Origin of the sequence: Catonella morbi ATCC 51271 (assembly GCF_000160035.2) — a bacterium.
In the GTDB taxonomy this organism is placed as follows: domain Bacteria; phylum Bacillota; class Clostridia; order Lachnospirales; family Lachnospiraceae; genus Catonella; species Catonella morbi.
Genome location: NZ_KI535368.1, coordinates 565,244 through 584,121 on the forward strand (window position 1 = coordinate 565,244; position 18,878 = coordinate 584,121).

The following is an 18,878-nucleotide window of genomic DNA, read 5'->3' on the forward strand; positions in this document are numbered from 1 at the left end:
ATTTGCAGTGACAATACATCTTAAAAATCCTTTACCTCGTCAAATATATCAATCATCCTGTTCTTATCAACCCCTAATTCATCCGGAATCAGGTCTAAAATTTCAGACAGGGCGGTGTAAATATCCTCTCTCTCAACTGTCTCAATGAAATATTTGCCTTTATCCATCTTATTAAAGCCCTCTGTATATGCTCTCACCAAGGCTTCGACATTTTTCGTAATTTCAGCCGATGAACTTTCTATAAGCTTTACTACCTCAGCTCTGGTCTTTCTATATAAGGCAGCCGCTTTCTTTGCATTAGCAGCAGAAATGTTTTCCTGCCCGTCCCATGAACGAAACGGATTATCCAGATTCTGTGCCAACCATTCAGGTTTTCTTGGCTTGGTAATCCAAAGGTCAAGGCCTTCTTCTTTACGTTTTTTATAGAGTTTTTTTGTGATTTTCGCTGCATCCTCAGGCAGGCTTGTCATCCAGAACATACGCAGTTCAGGCAGGCTCTCAGGCTTTGGAATATCCTCTGCGGTAAAACCGAATAAATCCATAGTTGTAAAAACTTCTAACTTATTAAACTCCGAGAGCTTATCAAAATTAACAAGATTGCCCGGTTTCCCCCATAATCTTAATTCCCTAAGGTTCGGATATTCGCCTAAAATCTCCCCTAAATCAAGTTCTTCTATATCGGTAAAATGCAATTTCCCTAAATCTTTCAGTCCACATAACTTAGGGAGAGGTTTAGAAGCTTGCAAACGCAGGTTAGTCCCATTCTCTTTAGTCTGTATTTTACAGCCTTCCATTACCTCACCTAATAAAATAAGTTCCTCCAAATCATCATTTAAGACAAGCTCTTTCACCCCTGTCATATCAATGGAAAGTTTATGTAAATGTGTGTCTGAAAAATCCGGTTTCGTTTGTTTATGATTATTAAGTAGCAATGTAGCCAAAAAAGGAGAAGTCCGCAAATATTCATATAAATTTTCATGCCATTTCTTTAAGGTCAGGTCAGATAAACAAGGAAAGACCTTTAATTCCATCGTATCTTCAAAAGGCCTCCATTCATCATTCAAATTATGTCTGGAAACACTGCTTTCCTCTCCTGCAAATATTACCTTTTCCTTGCTTTTATCAGCCGCCTTAAATGCATCTCTTTGTTCTTTAGGTATTTCCTGCCATTTAAGCTGTCTGTAGACTTCATAACCGTTTCCCCATCCCATGGTGTATGAGTTTGTACTTTCATCTGTAAGAGAAGTAACATTTCCTATAAAAATATAATTTGCCGGCACTGTTACATCAACATTATGTAGATGTAAATCCTTATTCCAGTACATAAAATCTTTATAAAGCGGCTTTATTGAAGATAATTTCTCCTCTTTAAGCGGCTGTTCTCCTGTCCAGTCTAACGAAAGAATCACAGCCTTTAGCTTCCCACCATCTTCTTCTATCTTTGTTATCTGACAAGCTGTATATTTTTTCAGATACCTATTATAAACACAGTACACATCTCCTGCTTTTGCTTGCATCATCAGTACTCTCCTATTATATTTGTTATATGATAAATTTTCTTCTGTTATTTTATTATCTCCATTTACACCTTTGTATAATCAAACTCTTCAAAATCAATCAACCGTATACCTTTCTTTTGATATGTAAACATTGGGAGTAACAGTTCTGAAATATGAAAATGCCTTATTACTATAGTATCATCCTGCGTGGATTTCTTCAATATTATATCTTTATATGCAAATTATTTACTATATTTTTCGTTAAGGAAAGCCCCCGGCAAAATACCGGAGGCTTAAACTAATATTTTTTATTTACTTCTTTTGTACATACTTTAAGCAGTCAAGAGTTACCGCTACAAGTATGATGATACCTTCAAATACGAACTGTAAGTTTGTGTCTATACCAAGGATGGTAAGTGAGTAAGTAAGTGCTGTAAAGATAAGTACACCCACAACTACACCTGAAATCTTACCGATACCACCGGTAAAGGAAATACCACCAACCACGCAGGCTGCAATAGCATCCATTTCCCAGCCCTGACCATAAGCCGCTGAGCCTGAACCAACCATTCTTGCACACTCAAGCCAGGCACCGAAACCGTAAAGAATACCTGCAAGTATAAATGCTCCCAAGGTAACTGCAAATACGGAAATACCGGATGCAGAAGCCGCCTCAGGGTTACCGCCTACAGCGTAAAGATTCTTTCCAAACGGAGTCTTGTTCCATATAAACCAAACTACGGCAATCGCTGCAACTGCCCAAAGAATAATGGTTGGGAAGCCGTTAAGCTTAGGAATTATTATGTCAGGAATATTTGACTCAATAGCACCAAATGACACACCCTTTGTAGCATAAGTAGCTAAACCGAAGATAACAAGCATGTTCGCCATTGTAGAAATGAACGGATGCATCTTAAATTTAGCAGTAAAGAAACCTGCTATGGATGTGAAGAAGGTACAAAGTATTATACAAACAACTAAGGCAAGTACAACTCTTGCTACTACAGGAAGCCCTGTAAAGTCGAATGCGTGTCCAAATACCTGACCTGTATTTACACCCTGGTGCATGATTATAGTCGCTACCGTCATACCCATACCTATCATACGACCGATAGAAAGGTCGGTACCTGTAAGAAGAATGAGTCCCGCAACACCGAGGGCAAGGAACATCTTTGGAGATGCCTGTTGTAATACGTTAAGTACGTTGTTGTAAGTAAGCAGGTGTGTCTGTGGTCCCTTTAACATAGGCGTAATTATACTAAGTCCTATGAATATCAGGATAATTGCGATGTACAGACCATTCTGCAAAAGATATTTCTTAATACTGAAACTGTACTTATAATTCTCTACCTTAATCTTATGATTCTGCATAAAGGTAAACTTAGACATTCTAAGTAAATCAATAAGATGGTACTTATGACTGAAAGCCTCCATCTTTCTATCCTTTATATCCTGAATGCGCTTCTCATACTCAAGCTTCGCATCAAAAAGACGATTTTTATATACATAGTTTTCATCTTTTATTTCCTGATGGTCAGTCAGTCCTGTAAGATTTGCCTTGTGTTCTGTTGCCAACTTGCTAAGTTTTGCCCGATATTCATCCTTAGCTTCTTTTTTTGCTTCGTTACAGCTTGCAACTAAAGGCTTGTAGTATTCTTTGTCAAAATGTGCAGCTATATAGCTTTCTGCTTCGCTTATGTATTTTGCAATCTGAGCCTTATTGGCATTCTCAACCATCTCAGCCTGTTTAAGCTCTGCCTGGAGTTCTGCAAGTTCTTTGTTTCTCTCATCCGTAGAAAGAGTTTTGTCTCTTTTTATGCTTTCTATCAAGCCTTGGAGAGAGATAACTTTATCAGTACCGTCAACTCTCAGTGCATCGATTTTTTCCTGAATCTTACCCACGTAATCGTCTATAGGCTTACGTAGCTTATTCTCTTCTTCCACTGTTAATATTTTACTCATAACCTTTTATCTCCCTCACTTATAGGTATTTTGCACTTAATCTAAGAAGCTCTTCCTGATTAGTTTCTTTGGTATTTACTATACCTGATAGTCTTCCGTTACTCATAACTCCGATACGATTAGTAATACCTAAGATTTCCGGCATTTCTGAAGAAACAACTATGACAGTTTTACCCTCTTTAGCCATCTTTATGATAAGCTCATAAATCTCATATTTTGCTCCAACGTCAATACCTCTGGTTGGCTCATCCATCATAAATACCTGTGGCTGACGCTCAAGCCATTTTCCAAAAATAACCTTCTGCTGGTTTCCTCCGGAAAGACTGGAAATAAGGTCTGCCGGTCCCATACACTTGGTACGCATTATCTTAATTTCCTTAGCAGTTGCCTTAACCATCTTCCGGTCTGAAAGAACAGCCCCTGACATATATCGGCTCAGGTTAGCTATGGTCGTATTAAAGGTCAAATCTCCCTTTAGGAACAGTCCGTTTGCCTTTCTTTCCTCAGTAATCATAGCAAAGCCGCTTTCCATAGCCTCTATCGCACTGTTAAAGTTCATCAGCTTATCCTTAAAATAAACCCTTCCCGAAGCTCTGGTTCTTACACCGAAGATAGTTTCAAGAAGCTCTGTTCTGCCGGCTCCAACCAGTCCATAAAGTCCGAATATCTCACCTTTTCTTACATCAAAGCTTATATCCTGAAGCTGAGGCCTAAACTTTGTGGAAAGGTTCTTAATAGAAAGTATAGGTTCTCCCGGCTCATTATCTACAGGCGGAAAACGATTCTCAAGAACTCGTCCTACCATTGCGGTAATAAGCTCATTCATATTAGTTTCTTTTGATGGTTTGGTCATAACGAGGTCACCATCTCTGAGTACAGAAATTTCATCACAGATTTCAAATATTTCATCCATCTTATGAGAAATGTAAATGAGAGCGATACCCTTTTCTTTAAGCATTCTCATCATTTCAAACAATTTATTTACTTCCTGAATATTCAGCGAAGAAGTAGGCTCGTCAAGTACAATTACCTTTGAATTATAAGAGATGGCCTTTGCAATTTCACACATCTGACGCTGTGAAACTGACATTTTACCCATAGGCTGAGTCAGGTTTATAGTCATACCTAATTTACGAAAGAGCTCGGAAGCTTCTTTTCTCATTCTTGCTTCATCTACTATTCCTAACGAATTTACAGGGCATCTGCCTAAAAATAAGTTGTCTACCACACTTCTTTCCAGACATTGGTTAAGTTCCTGATGAACCATTGCTATTCCATTTTCAAGCGCATCCTTAGGTCCTGAAAAATTAACTTCTTTTCCATCTAAAATAACTACTCCATCATCCTTCTGGTAAGTACCGAAGAGGCACTTCATCATTGTAGACTTACCTGCACCGTTTTCGCCCATAAGTCCCATAACAGTGCCGCGTTTTACATCTAAATTAATATGCTGTAAAACCCTGTTTCTACCAAAAGACTTACTCAGGCCACGTATCGATAAGATAGTCTCATTGTTTTTTTCTTCCATATTCATACCCCTGTTATATCTTATTCCAATACTTTTTTCTCATCTTCAAATCTTTCACCTCTTTTGTACCTTAATTAAAAGTACAAAACTGTTATCCCAAAAACAAATTTACTGGGGCTTTCTAAAAACTACCAAAAATCCTAAAGGTATTTCCGGTAATCAGAAAAGGCGGCGGCAAAAGCCGCCACCTGATACTTTCACACTTTAATATCTGTTCTTACAATTATTACTTAAGAAGAGCGGTATAAGAAGCTGCATTATCTGTCTTAACCATGTTGATTGCAAATGCATCATACTCACCAGGGTTACCAAGTCTGTTTGTGATATTTGACTCTGTCTGTCCATCACCTGCGATGTACTCAACATTAAGGTTAAGGAGCTTGTCATACTTCTGAAGAAGTGGCTGATATGTAGCACCTAAGAAGTTATCAGCTGAGTTGTAGATATTGAGCCATACCTTCTTCTCCGGATTCTTAGCTGCATCAAGCTGCTTAGCAACAGGAGCAAAAGGAACTGTAGCATCAAGGAAATCCTTGTAGTTATCAGCAGTTACAGCAAGGTTCAATGCATAGTAAGATCTCTGTTCTGCATTATATACATAGTCCTCACCCTCTTTAAGTACGTTTCCTGCTTCATCAGCAGTAGAAATACCTGTATTTACATCTACACCGTCAAGCGCATTACGAAGTACACGAAGTGTTAAATAAGCCTGAACGTCTGCATGCTGGCTGATAGTTCCGCCGTAGCCATCAGCTATAGCTGCAACCGCATCGCTGTTTGCATCATAACCGAAGGTAGGAACCTTGTTCTCTTTTGACCAGGCATTGAACATTGCCATACCCATACCGTCGTTGTTAGAAGCTACGATATCTATCTGATCACCAAAAGAAGCTGACCAGGTACCAACTGCATTACCTGCTGTAGGAGCATCCCAGGTAGCACCTGCTGCTGTCTTCATTTCCTGAGAAGCAAGCTCACGAACCTTATATTTCTTTCCGCCTACCTCAAGCTCTCCGTCTTTAACTACTGTAGCTTTACCATCTGTATTTGTTCCAACAGGATCACTTACAACAGAACCATCTTTGTCAACTGCTGTTCCAAGTGCGCTACGAACACCTCTTGTACGTGCAATAGAGTCATTGTGACCAACATCACCGATAGCAAGTACATATCCGATTACGCCATCACCGTTACGGTCAATCTTATCTGCATTCTTCTCGATATAATCTTTAATCATCTTACCCTGTAGCTCAGCACCCTGCATAGCGTCGAAACCTACATAATAGGTATTCTCATTGAAATTAAGTGCTGCCATATCAAGCTCACCAGTAGTACTGTTAGATGGCTGACGGTTAAACCATACTAAAGGCTTCTTTGCATTCTCAACTTCTCCTGCAGGCTGTACTGCCGATGATGTCTTTGAAGCGGAAGCTGTTGATGTAGTGCTCTTTGCAGCACTTGAAGTCTTTGTGCTTGAAGCAGGCTTTGAACCGCCGCCGCAAGCTGATAATGAAATTGCTGTAGCAGCAACTAACATAAGTGATAATGCTCTCTTTTTCATAGTAAATATTTCCTCCTTTTTTAATAAACCCTGTCTGAATAATGGTTTAATCATTTACAATGACGAGTATATCAAACTTAAGGAGGTTAATATATAGAATTTTTTTCTGTCTTTATAAGATTTTTTTAGCTATTTTTTACAACGGAATAATATTTTTTTTGTATATTCATATTAATTAAGGCTTATATCTCCTATTCTTCAGCCGGTTAGTGAGTAATTTTTGACAGACTCTCTACCGTCACAATATACTGACTTACATTATAATATTTTCCGTTCACTGCTTTATCTTTGATATCCTTCGGCAGTTCCCTCCCTGTCGCCTTGGCTATCGCAAACTCAATTATAGCTCTTGCGTACTCAGGCTTATCACTGGATACACTTCCAAAAAGCTCTCCTTTTTTTATTGCTTCAAGTGCCGGAGCTGTCGCATCAACACCTACAATTTTAACATTTTTAAGAGATTTTTCATTCTTTATTATATCTATTGCACCAAGCGCCATATCATCATTGTTTGACAATACAAGCTCTATTTCATCTCCGTACTTTTTAACCCAGCCTTCCATAAGGGCTGCTGCCTGATTTCTATCCCAGTTAGCTATGTCTCCGGCAAGTTTTTTTATAGGAACTCCGCCATCTTTCAAAGTTTTAACAGACCACTCGGTTCTCACTATTGAATCCTGGTGGCTGGCTTCACCCTCCAAAAGTATATAGCTTACCTCTCCGTCTCCGTCCAGGTCTAACACCGAGCTATCCTTTTTGTAAGCATCCACCAGAATCTTACCTTCAAGTATAGCGGATTCCTTTGGAGGAGCACCTACATAACAGAATTTATCCGAACGTTTCATATCATCCTCCACCGGCTCCCTGTTAAAAAATACAACAGGAATGTCTGCTGCCAAAGCCTTATCTATAATCACAGAGGCATCTGCACGTTCTACCGGATTAATACAAATCACATCGTAGTTCAAGGAAATGAAACGGTCTACCTGTTTATTCTGCGTAAGCTGGCTTCCTCCCGCATCCACTATTTCCATATTGAGTTTTATTCCGTTTCCCTTTTCATAATACTTTACGTAATTTTCCATTTCCTTTTTAATGCTTGATATGAAGGTATCATTGAAACGGTAAAGGCTTACCCCTATTCTTATGGTTTGTCTGTCTGTCAGCCCTTCTTTGCTTTTGCTAAATATTATGAAGGCAAAAATTGCCGCTATTATTACAATACCTGTTAAAAAGGCAGGAATTATTTTTTTCTTCATCGTTATCTCCTTAGCCGTTTATCGGATAAAGCTTTTTTATATAATCTTCATCTTTTAAATCCCCGGCTGTAATATAAAATACTTCTATTTCATCCTTCTTATAACCACTTTTATCTGTGAGCATTTTTAAAAGCTTTTCTACCATGAAATATCCCATATCATACTCATTCCAAGCTACCATTCCTGATATTTCACCATCTTCAAGCTTGCCAAGCAGATAGTCTGTCGTCCCAACGGCATAGATTTTAGTGTGTAAGTTATTGTCATCATTATATTTAACCAGTCTTACAGTGCTTTCCTTATCCAGGGTAATAAATACAGTTTGTTTTTTGTTAAGGGCCTTAAGCTGTTTTTCCAACTTAGGTCCTTCACCTTCTGCAAGGTTTAACTTATAACCCATAGCTTCCAGCTTTAACTTTAACTCTTTAGCAATACTGTCTTCATTCAAAAAATCTTCTGCAATTATGCATACCTCATTATTCACACTTTCATTAGCCCTTATGTTTTCTGATATAAGTTTAACAATATCGTTGTAATTTAATGAAACACTTGCCTTACCTTTTTCATCCTTCATACTGCCGGCAATGAGTACCGGAATTTCAGGGTGATTTTTTCTAATCTCTTCCGCAATTTCTCTTTTCCATCTATTTCCTATAATTATGGCTTTTGCCCCAGCCTCTATCTCTTCTTTGGCCAGTTCCAGCTTTTCTTCCATAGTTATATTATCCGCAATCGCAGGAAAACTCATATCTACATTATACTCATAAGCAGCCTCATCCATACCTTTTTTCACATTTTCCAGATTTTCTCCCGAAATCCCGTCTATAAGTATTGATATGGAATAAACCTTTGCTTCATTTTCTTTGATTATAAGATCTGTACCTGAGAGAATGTACAGGAAGACAAGGATAGCTGCATATATGAACCAGAAAATTATTGTTTTTTTGTTCATAGGATCTCCTCTCACAAGAGTTTGGGTATAGTATAACATGTAGTTTGCCTGTGAACCACTACTATTTATCTCAACCGTTCATAGTTTTTTCTTACTTACAAGTCTAAAACTTTATATTTTTATATATTTTCTTACTTATAAGTTAGAAACTTGATTTTAGTATTGTTTTATAGTATTCTAAAAGCATAATTCTGATAAGGAGCAGCTTATGAAAAATTTAATTAAAAGACCGTTATACCTTAATGAACTTATAGAAAATAAAGATGTGGATTTGATAAAAATAATTACCGGCATAAGAAGATGCGGAAAATCATCGCTTATGGAACTTTTTTGCCAATACCTTTTAGAGACCGGCATAGATAAAAGCAGAATAATCCACATGAATTTAGAATCTCTGAAATATAACGACCTATCAGACTATCTTTCATTTTACAATTATGTAAGTGATAAAATTGAAAATCCCGGAAAAACCTATTTGCTTTTTGATGAACTTCAAGTTGTATCCGGGTGGGAAAAAGCTATCGAATCTTTTAGGGTAGATTATGATGTTGATATATATATTACCGGCTCCAACGCCTATTTACTGTCTACTGAATTTGCCACACTGCTTTCCGGAAGATATGTTGAAATAAAAATGCTTCCCTTATCTTTTAGTGAATTTTTAGATTTTTATAATTTTGACGATAAAACAGGACTTGAAGAAAAGTTTATTTACTACCTCAAATTTGGCGGTATGCCTGTACTTCGTGAGTATAACTTTAATGAGCTGAGAATCAATCAGGCTCTTGAGGGCATATACTCTACTGTAATCTTAAAAGATATTTTACAAAGGCATAATCAAAGTGACCAACTTTCACTGGATAAAATAGCACATTTTCTTTCCTCAAATATTGGAAGCATAACCTCCCCGAATAAGATCGGAAATATCCTTTCAAGTGAAGGTGACATTGATAAAGGTAAAATCAAAAATATAGCCGGAAAAACTGTTGATAAATATATTTCAATGCTAAATAATGCCTTTATTTTTTATAGAGTAGGACGATATGATATAAAAGGAAAGCAGCTTTTAAAAACATTAGATAAAAACTATATAGTAGATATGGGATTTAGAAACATGTTGTTAGGATACAGAGATGCTGACAGAGGGCATATTTTAGAAAACATCGTATTTCTTGAACTTATAAGAAGACACTATAGAGTATATATAGGGAAAATCGGTGATACCGAGGTAGATTTTCTTGCTGAAAAACCTAACGAAAAACTGTATATTCAGGTTACTGAGAGCCTTGCTTCACCAAAAACAAGAGAAAGAGAGCTTCGCCCTTTGCTAAGTATAAATGACAACTATGAGAAAATTATACTAACCTCCGAGCGAAATTTCATTACTTCCGAAAACGGTATTAAAATAATAAATGTAATTGACTGGTTAACGGGCAATTAACTTTAATATAAAGTTTTAGACTTTTAAGTCTAAAACTTTATATTTTAATAAACTTTCTGAGCTATAAGTCCAAAACTTAATTCTATATATTTTCTTCCTCATACTTCTTTGCAGGTAAATGAATAATAATAGTAGTCCCTACATCAGGCTCGGAGTCTATTTTAAGTCCATAATCCTCACCAAAATAAAGTTTTATCCTCTCATTTACATTCTTAACTCCTATGCCTGAACCTCTGCCGTTGCCTGAATTACTTTTGCCCTCAAGCACCATAGCCACCTTTTCCTCTGTCATACCGAGGCCGTTGTCAGTTACTGACAAATAAAGCTCATCAGCTTCACGCCAGGCTTTAATTTTGATAAGTCCGTCCCCATCCATAAATTCCATGCCATGATAAATTGCATTTTCCACAAGGGGCTGGAGCATCAGTTTCAATGAAGAAAGCTCCAATACATCTTCCGCTATGTCAAACTCATAGTCAAACTTGTTCTTAAAACGCATATGCTGAATCATAAGATAGTTTTTTACATGGTCTATTTCAGCCTTTACCGTAACTATGTTTTTGCCCTTTCCCAGTGAAAGCCTGAAAAATCTCGCAAGGGCAGTAACAGTATGCACCGCTTCGGATTGCTTTTCATTTTCTATCTGCCAGACTATAACATCAAGGGTATTGTAGAGAAAATGAGGATTTATCTGCGCCTGTAGGGAATCAAACTCACTTTTTCTTTTCTCCTCATGCTCGGTGACAATATCCTGCATCAACCCCTTTATCCTGTATTTCATATCCTGTACGGACTTTCCGAGATGCTGGATTTCATAGGAGCCTCCCATGTATATGTCTGCATCCAGATTACCCTCTTCAAGCTTTTTTACAGACTTCTCAAGTTCTCTGATCGGATCTGTAACCCTGAAAGAAATATATGAATTTATAAATACTACTATGAAAACAATGAGAAAAATTACAAATACAATAAACAATCTGGTTTTGATGGTATTTAGTGAAATTCCGGTTCCCTTTATAACTCCGACCAGCTTCCAGCCTGTATATCCTACCGTCTTTATTACTACAGTACGGGCTGTATTATTAAATTCTTCTTCTATACTTCCGTCACTGTATGTTGCCGCAACCAGATTATTTTCCTTAACCCTACCTGAGGCAATAAGCTCAAATTTCGGATGCCAGATTATCTCTCCTGTTGAATCTATAAGGTAGATGTAGCCGCCATTTCCAAGTGAAACCTCGTCAAGTACACTGTCAAGCCCCTGATATACCATATCAATAAGCAAAACTGCCTGTTCTGTACTTCCTCCGTTAGTGATTTCAACGGCTCTTGACATGCTTATTACCCACCTGTATCCATTGTTCCCTTTTTCAAAAAGCTTTTGTACGTGCGGACGGGTAAAATGTATATTTTCAGTTTTATTCAGGGCATTTACAAACCATTCCTCTTCCCCCACATCAAAATTTTTTCTGAATCTTGCCGCAGGTACTACGCTTATAGGCTCGCCTTCCTTAGAAATCAAGGCGATATTTAACACCTGATCCTTGTTATTGTTGTAAAGGAAAGTCATTTCTTCATTGATTGATTCTTCAGAAAGGTTTACATTTTTAACAATTCCATAATATATCGTGTCCGAAAGCTGGGAAGAAAGCCTTGAATAGATTGATATTACTATCAAAAGCACCGCTATAAGCGAGGTTATTGTAAAATAATTCAAACTTAGTTTGGGGGGGGATAGTCAATAAGTACAAAAACACAATAATTTAACCAACATCTATATAATAAACCAAAGGCTCCACCTTTTCAGATGAAGCCTTTAATCATTTTAATCTAACACTATTTTGTTAAAAACCTTTATACTTTTTCTTCTTGCCCGTGACAAGCACATAATCTTCAAGTCCTTTAAGTTTGAACTTAACTGTACCGTTTTTGCTTATTTTTGTCTCAAGTACTGTTCTATATCCGTCTTTGTCTTGTTTTAACAAATAAGCAAATAAGCCTGCATTTTTCCTGCCTATATTCATTTCTAAGGTAGCTGCTATCTTTACATTTTTAGCAAAGCTTAAATTTCCTATGTATTTAAGACCTTTTATTGCTGAAACCTTACCGGCAATATCCTTATTTTTGCCCATTGATACTGTAAAATTAACTTCGCTTCCTTTTACTTTCTTTATGTCTTTGCCGTTTATTATCCACTTAATCTTATTATCCATATTCAGGATAAGACTCTTTTTATTGGTTTTTACAAAATTAAGTATGTCAGCAGGGATAATTCCCGCATTTCCAACTCGGACAGTGAGTGAGGATGCAATTTTAAGATATTTTTTTGCCGCATTCCAATTAAGTTTTCTTGTCTGAGCATTGTCTGTACCGGCAATTCTTCCTGTTTTTTCAGTCTTTTCTTCCTTAGGTTTTTCTTTTTTTACATTTTCTTTTTCAGTTGTTTTAGGAACTCCTTCAAACACAGCAGAACCTGATGAGCCGCCTGCTCCGCCGTTATTTCTTCTTAGGATAGTTCCATCTTTTCTGACTATGTAAAAATTCTCACCCGGCTCTACACTACTGTTATCAGTGATTACACTCACCTGTCCATAAGCATTTTTATTAAACGCCGTACTGTGTATATAGCTTACAGTCGGTGGCGGTGTAACTGTAGTTAACATATTTTCTGCAAATGTAAGCTCTTCTATTCTCTCTAAACCATGTTTTCTTTCCTCAGGCTTTGGCATTATTTTTACTTCTTTAAGTCTGTTATTCATAAATGCAGCCTTGCCTATTTCTTCAATTTCTCCGTAAATAAGAAGTTCCGAGAGTTTATTGCCTGCAAACGCATAATCTCCGATATGTCCTGTATACTTTCCAAGTAAAAGGCTTTCAAGTTCATTATTTTCAAATGCTCTTTTTTGTATTATGTGAGCAAGTTCAGGCAGTTTTACTTCTTTTAGCTTATTATTCCTAAAAGCATATTCTCCTACTGTTCTAAGTGCGGCACGGTTTACATCCTCATTCTTAAAACTGAATCCCTCTAAACCTGTTTCCATAAATGCACCTGAACCTATGGTTTTTATGCTGTCAGGAAGAGTGACCTCCAAAAGCTTAGTTCCATAGAAAGCAAAATCTCCTATTTCTTCAAGCCCTACTCCATTGCCTACAGAGTTCGGTATGGTTACCTTCTCATCTTTTCCTACATACCTGAGAAGTTTTTTACCTTTTGTGATAAACTCTGAACTTCCGCTATATTTTTCCGCCTTTAGCTTTCCTATAAGCATATCATTTATGGATAAAGTTATTTCAGCATTTTCAGTCGGCTCTTTATCTAATGAAAGTCTGAATAATCCGTCCTCATTACTGTCTACCTTATAGGTTTTATCGGATATTTTAATGTTTATCACCGTATTTGGAAGTGAAAAGCCTACTATTTCCTTATCGGTTGTAAGAATCGGCAATCTAAGTCCGGGTTCTTTTTTGTAATAATAAAAACTTAAATTGTTTTCTTTCTCTAAAGTAAGTGTTGCATTATCCTTTGTTATGTACTCAGTTCCGGTTTTATCCTTTATTATAGGAATGTCTATCTTTCTTTGCATACCTATCTTAAAGAATCTGTCTGCCTCTATATTTCTTCTATAAGACTGCGGTTTGTCATCTCCGTAAATCAAGCCTATTTTAAGTACATTTTCCGTATCCTTTGCATCAATCATATTTACCGTTACTTTGGCAGGATTGATAAGATACTCTCCATTTTTTGAGGTAAGGGCGGTATTTAGAGATGTATATACTTTTGCATAATCAAATTCGGCAGGATTTATAGGTGTACCAAATGCCCCATCTGCTATTTTAGTGAGGTTAGGGGCGGTAATTTCTATCTGCTTATTTCCTGCAAAAGCATTTTTCTCAATACTTTCCACATTATCCATTCCTGTTATAACAAGCGGATTTCCTGCACTTTCAAAAACACTTTCAGATATGGTTTTTACCCCTCCGAACATGGTTACTTTAAGACTTGTATTTTCAAGCCCCGACTTATACTGCCCTTTAAAAGCTCCGTTTTCAATAGTTTTAAGACTCTTAGGCAAAAGAACTTCAGTTAAATTATTATTTATAAATGCTTCTTTTCCTATCTGCTCTATTCCCTCTGAAATTGTCAGCTTTCTTATCTTCCTTATTATATCCTTAGAAGTACCGTCAAATGCCCTCTCACCTATTTTTTTAACGGGAATGTTCTTTATAAAAGCCGGTACTTCCACCTGTGTACTTCTGCCTGTATAAGCTGTAATTGTGCCTGTTGCGGCATCAAAGGTAAATACCTCTTCTCCTTCTGTTATTTTTATATCATTTTCATCTTTTGAACTGCCCTCTGTGATATCTGATTCAGGATTAACTTCTGCATTTTCGTCATAAAGCCAGGTTGTTTTCATAGCATAAGCACCCTTTGCAGGCATTACCGTAGTTTTTATGAAGCTTCCGTCATAAATGAAAGACCTTTTGATAGCTTTTTCTGAAGCATTTATATCATAAAAAACTCCCATGCTTTCATCCACATTTTTCTCATATCGGGTAGCTACATATACAGGATCATCAGTTCTTATTGCATATTCTGATACATCAATCTTATTCCATTCATTAGGCTTCGGATCTTTTACCTGCTTAAAAGGAATCAATTCATAAAGTCTGCCATGCTTATTATAGCCAAGCACTGCAACCTGAATGTGGCTGCCGCTATATATCTTGTTATTTACAAGGAAAATCTCTATTTCTTTAAGCATTCCTCCCTTGTAGCCTGACTGAAATCTGACCGCATTTCCTTTCATACTGCCTATGAAATGAGTTGTCTGATAACCTTTTGCAGGATCTGCAAATATCTTAAATCCATAATCTTTCTTTTCTTCTTTTTTTCTGTTTATGGCTATAAGCTTTAAATCTTCTGTTTTATTTTCCTTATCTGCTTCTACAACCGCCTTTATCTCAGAAGAAATATAATTATTCTTAAATGCTCTTAAAGTATATTCTCCTGTGTATATTTCAGGAAACTTAAAACTTCCGTCTGCACCTGTCTGAACAGGAAGTATTTCATCCTCTCCTACTACCCTTACAAAAGCCTCTGCTACAGGAGAGCCGTTTTCATCAACCACTCTTCCGCCCAGTGTAGCTTTTTTAGCCTCTTTAAGCAGAAAATCTTCATTAAAGTTTTTAGTGTTTGAAATATCTATCTTTTTTTCAATAGGCTCATAACCTTTTGCAGTAATTTTCAATGTGTAATGATTACCGGCTGCGTTAACAGAATGCGGAATTTTAAAACTTCCGTCCCTAAGGTCAGCATAAGTGTATTTTCCTGTTTCAAGTATCATAATCTTAGCCAAAACAGGTACTCCTGTTATGTTTACAGGTTCTCCTGAATTAACCCCAAAAAGAGTTGACTTCACATTCATTGTCTGTATGCGGACATTGTCTGTTTTCTTCTTTAACAGGGCTGTTTCTTCAAAATGCTTTCTTTCAGGCTCAACCGATACATTATCTATATACCAGCCAAGTTCATAATCACTGATTATTCCTCCGCCTGTCTTAAAATGAAATCTGATTTTTACTTTTTTACCTTCATATTCTGAAAGACTCTTCTTTAAGGTCTGCCACTCATTCTGTTTCCTTGCATTTTGAATTACATCAGAGCCGAACAAGGTCTGCCATTCATTCTTTTCGGTATCGCTTATTTCTATATCACACTTATTTGGTGAAACAGTATTAAGCGTAGAAAAAGAGTCAATATAAATATAATCTCCGCTTTCTACCGTAAACTCAGGCATATTAAGACAGGTGTCCTGATTTCTACTGAATATTCCCTGAATCTTGGTTCCCCACATACCTGTAAGGACCGCCTTACCTTCCCTGTCCATTCCGTCCCATACACTTCTCATATTAAAACCGCTTGGCATTGGATTCGGACGTTTGGGTATGCCCCATTCCCAATCACTTGGGATATTATTTAAGCTCTCTGTGCTAAATCCGTTAGCATCAGTGTCAAAGCTATATTTATATTTGATTTTATCTGTTCCTATAATCGCAGTAAGTTCTTTTGAGTTTTCTCCTTCATTACCAAATACACTTACAGCTCTGACTCTATAAGTATATGTCTTGCCCGCTTCCACACTGTCATCATAATAATTAACTCTCCAGTGTGTCTTGCCTGTGCCGTTGTTTATAAATTCTCTGATTAATTCATTTTTATTAAGCTCTTTAATCCTTGCAAATTCACCGTTTTCCGTCTTTCTTTCTATTATATAACTTTCTATGTCCGTTTCCTCAAGCATCCTGAAGCTAAGCTTAAAGCCTTTAGCACCGTACTCTCCTTTAAGTTCTGTGACCTTTGGAGGTTTTTTAGCCGTACCGTAATCAAGCTTTATATTATCTAAATACCAGCCACAACCCTGATCTGCGTCATGTCCATGAAAATAAAACCTTATAAGCAAAGGTGCAGACTGACCTTTGTATTTACTTAAATCATAACTGTTATTTTCCCATTTACGCTGATCCAGTGTAATATCCGGACGAAGTTCAACATTATGAATTAAATCCCATTTTTTACCGTCTGTTGAAGCTTCTATCTTAGCAACCGTAATGCCGGTAAATCCCTTATATTCATCAAGCGTAAGTGCTATTTTCTTTTCAGAAACCGTACTTAGGTCTAACGGCGGAAGATAGAGATAACTGCTTATATTCTTCTCAAATACTGAACGCCCTGCATCTATTCCTACATAGGCAGTACTGCCGTTTTGCATAGGTGGTTCTCCTGCAGATGGTTTATTTGTTACCTTCCACCTGTTTTCAAGGATAAAGCCGTCTGCCCCACTCTCAAAATCCCAGCTCCATGGCAGGGTAATACCCCCTTTAACTGCTACCGTTTTTTCCGCTTCTGTTTCATTATCAGCAAAATCTACTGCTTTTATTTTTATATTCAAACCGCCTGCTTTAAGGGATGCACCCGGTATTGCAATTCCGTATACTCCCGACTTTCTGTCACCTGACTCAAGAAGCATATCATTTTCTTTAAACTCGGTTTCATCCGCTGATTTATACAATAATTTTGCACTTTTTACCGCTATGTCATCATCTATTTTAGCACTTACCTTATAGTCTCTGCCTGCATAAGCACTATCCTGTGAAGTTACGGTGATTTCAGCTTTTCTTTCATCCTTGCCCGACTTAAATACATGCCCTGTTATGCTGCCCATTTCCCTGCCCTTCATAACCGCTATAGCATCATAGGCATTTACCAGACCGTTACCATAAGCCATATTTGGAGCCTTGTCAAACTTAATATCGGTAAGAGGCTCGGCTGTTTTTATCATCAGTTCTTCTATTTCCTCTGGTGTTAAACTTTTATCTGCCGACTTTATAAGTGCCGCAACTCCTGCTACATGTGGAGCTGCCATACTCGTGCCGTTCCAAGACACATAGTTTCCGCTTGCATCTACGGAACGCACCTGTACTCCGGGTGCTACTACATCAGGTTTTATTTTATCCTTTATGGATTCAAATGCAGAAGGTCCTTTTTTTGAAAATGTTCCAAGTTTTTTATTTATATCATTTGCACCTACTGCAAATACATTTGGCATATTTCCCGGATTGGCTATAGTTCCAAGTCCCGGCACAGGCTCTCCTGCTGCCTGATTGCCTGCTGCAAATACTGCCAAAATGCCATTGTCTCGCCAAGTCTTTGCAACTTCTAAAAACCACTCGTTATTATCGGCATCACCGCCCCAAGAGTTATTGATAATATCAGGCTTCTTATCAAGCATCCACTGTGCCGCCGCAAGCAAATCCGCTGTAGCGCCGCCTTTATCACCGATAGCCCTCGCACTTATAAACTTAGCGCCCGGTGCAACTCCTATCTGATTAAGATTGTCACCCTCTCTTCCACAGATAGTACCTGCCACATGGCTTCCATGGTCATTTACAGGACTTGCCGCAGGCTCCATAAGTCCATCTACAAAGTCTTTATAATACTGTGTATCAAAGGTATCTGTTTCTTTGTTATATCCTTTATAAGCGTTCTTCAATGCCGGCAATTTGTAGTTTACACCTGTATCTATAATACCTACAGTTATTCCTGCACCTGATACATTAAACTCTTCCCATACCTTATCTGCATGTACCTGGCTGACTCCCCATTCTATCTCTCTTTCATCAGGTACAAATATTACAGATTTTCTGCTCTGTCCTTTTACATTTTTAATGGGTTTAATCTCATAAATCCTGCCATTGTTGGTTATGCTTTTTACAGTTGGAAGCTTTATTATTTCGCGCAGGATTTCATCATCAGTTACAACCGCATGTACTCCGTTTGCAATATAAAAAGATTCTACTTCAAGTACTCTGCCTTCAATTCTTCCCCTGTTAAGTATGGATAAAACTTCTGTCTGAGAGTCTGCTGCAATATCTTTTAACTCCATAGCCACGGTATTTATACCTACAGGCTCACACTTAATAAGGACATCATATTTATCTTTTTTATCCTTTAATAATTCCTCAAGTTTCTGAAACTTATCCGAGTTATATGTTTCTTCCGCTTTTACTTCTTTAGTCATCGGAAATGATAATGACATAACTAATGACAATATCAAAAAATAAGCCAGAAAACTTTTTAACTTTTTAAATTTATTTATTTTTTTCATTTTACTTTCC

Annotated in this window: 9 protein-coding genes; 1 reads left to right on the plus strand and 8 read right to left on the minus strand. The window is 37.3% G+C overall.

Going from position 1 to position 18,878, the window contains the following annotated elements; genetic code table 11:
- Window positions 1-20: 20 nt before the first annotated feature.
- The 6 genes from GCWU000282_RS09590 to GCWU000282_RS09615 form a co-directional block, all read right to left on the minus strand.
- Entirely contained in the window at window positions 21-1,520 is a 1,500-nt protein-coding gene (locus GCWU000282_RS09590) for a hypothetical protein (protein ID WP_023354903.1), read from the minus strand.
- Window positions 1,521-1,811: 291 nt separating this feature from the next.
- Window positions 1,812-3,461 carry an ABC transporter permease subunit gene (locus tag GCWU000282_RS09595; RefSeq protein WP_023354905.1) on the minus strand — a complete coding sequence of 550 codons (1,650 nt, stop codon included), beginning with the start codon at window positions 3,459-3,461 and terminating at the stop codon, window positions 1,812-1,814.
- Between the two features lie 19 nt (window positions 3,462-3,480).
- Window positions 3,481-4,989 carry a sugar ABC transporter ATP-binding protein gene (locus tag GCWU000282_RS09600; RefSeq protein ID WP_035040183.1) on the minus strand — a complete coding sequence of 503 codons (1,509 nt, stop codon included), beginning with the start codon at window positions 4,987-4,989 and terminating at the stop codon, window positions 3,481-3,483.
- 226 nt (window positions 4,990-5,215) lie between these two features.
- Window positions 5,216-6,550 (minus strand): substrate-binding domain-containing protein, encoded by a 1,335-nt coding sequence (locus GCWU000282_RS09605; RefSeq protein WP_035040186.1) that lies wholly within the window; start codon window positions 6,548-6,550, stop codon window positions 5,216-5,218.
- Window positions 6,551-6,756: 206 nt separating this feature from the next.
- Window positions 6,757-7,809 carry a galactose ABC transporter substrate-binding protein gene (locus GCWU000282_RS09610; protein ID WP_023354909.1) on the minus strand — a complete coding sequence of 351 codons (1,053 nt, stop codon included), beginning with the start codon at window positions 7,807-7,809 and terminating at the stop codon, window positions 6,757-6,759.
- 10 nt (window positions 7,810-7,819) lie between these two features.
- Window positions 7,820-8,761 carry a type 1 periplasmic-binding domain-containing protein gene (locus GCWU000282_RS09615; protein ID WP_035040188.1) on the minus strand — a complete coding sequence of 314 codons (942 nt, stop codon included), beginning with the start codon at window positions 8,759-8,761 and terminating at the stop codon, window positions 7,820-7,822.
- 208 nt (window positions 8,762-8,969) lie between these two features.
- Here GCWU000282_RS09615 and GCWU000282_RS09620 point away from each other — a divergent pair, with 208 nt between their 5' ends.
- Window positions 8,970-10,202 carry an ATP-binding protein gene (locus tag GCWU000282_RS09620; RefSeq protein ID WP_023354911.1) on the plus strand — a complete coding sequence of 411 codons (1,233 nt, stop codon included), beginning with the start codon at window positions 8,970-8,972 and terminating at the stop codon, window positions 10,200-10,202.
- A gap of 82 nt (window positions 10,203-10,284) precedes the next feature.
- On the opposite strand, the gene GCWU000282_RS09625 is transcribed toward GCWU000282_RS09620, so the two are convergent.
- On the minus strand, window positions 10,285-11,919 hold the full coding sequence (locus GCWU000282_RS09625; protein ID WP_051384168.1) for a sensor histidine kinase: 1,635 nt from the start codon (window positions 11,917-11,919) through the stop codon (window positions 10,285-10,287).
- Between the two features lie 127 nt (window positions 11,920-12,046).
- Window positions 12,047-18,868 (minus strand): S8 family serine peptidase, encoded by a 6,822-nt coding sequence (locus GCWU000282_RS09630; RefSeq protein WP_023354913.1) that lies wholly within the window; start codon window positions 18,866-18,868, stop codon window positions 12,047-12,049.
- Window positions 18,869-18,878 lie beyond the last annotated feature (10 nt).

Excerpts from the sequence above, each read along its gene's own strand:
- GCWU000282_RS09590 (WP_023354903.1), bottom strand. The coding sequence starts at position 1,520 with ATGATGCAAGCAAAAGCAGGAGATGTGTACTGTGTTTATAATAGGTAT.
- GCWU000282_RS09595 (WP_023354905.1), bottom strand. The coding sequence starts at position 3,461 with ATGAGTAAAATATTAACAGTGGAAGAAGAGAATAAGCTACGTAAGCCT.
- GCWU000282_RS09600 (WP_035040183.1), bottom strand. The coding sequence starts at position 4,989 with ATGGAAGAAAAAAACAATGAGACTATCTTATCGATACGTGGCCTGAGT.
- GCWU000282_RS09605 (WP_035040186.1), bottom strand. The coding sequence starts at position 6,550 with ATGAAAAAGAGAGCATTATCACTTATGTTAGTTGCTGCTACAGCAATT.
- GCWU000282_RS09610 (WP_023354909.1), bottom strand. The coding sequence starts at position 7,809 with ATGAAGAAAAAAATAATTCCTGCCTTTTTAACAGGTATTGTAATAATA.
- GCWU000282_RS09615 (WP_035040188.1), bottom strand. The coding sequence starts at position 8,761 with ATGAACAAAAAAACAATAATTTTCTGGTTCATATATGCAGCTATCCTT.
- GCWU000282_RS09620 (WP_023354911.1), top strand. The coding sequence starts at position 8,970 with ATGAAAAATTTAATTAAAAGACCGTTATACCTTAATGAACTTATAGAA.
- GCWU000282_RS09630 (WP_023354913.1), bottom strand. The coding sequence starts at position 18,868 with ATGAAAAAAATAAATAAATTTAAAAAGTTAAAAAGTTTTCTGGCTTAT.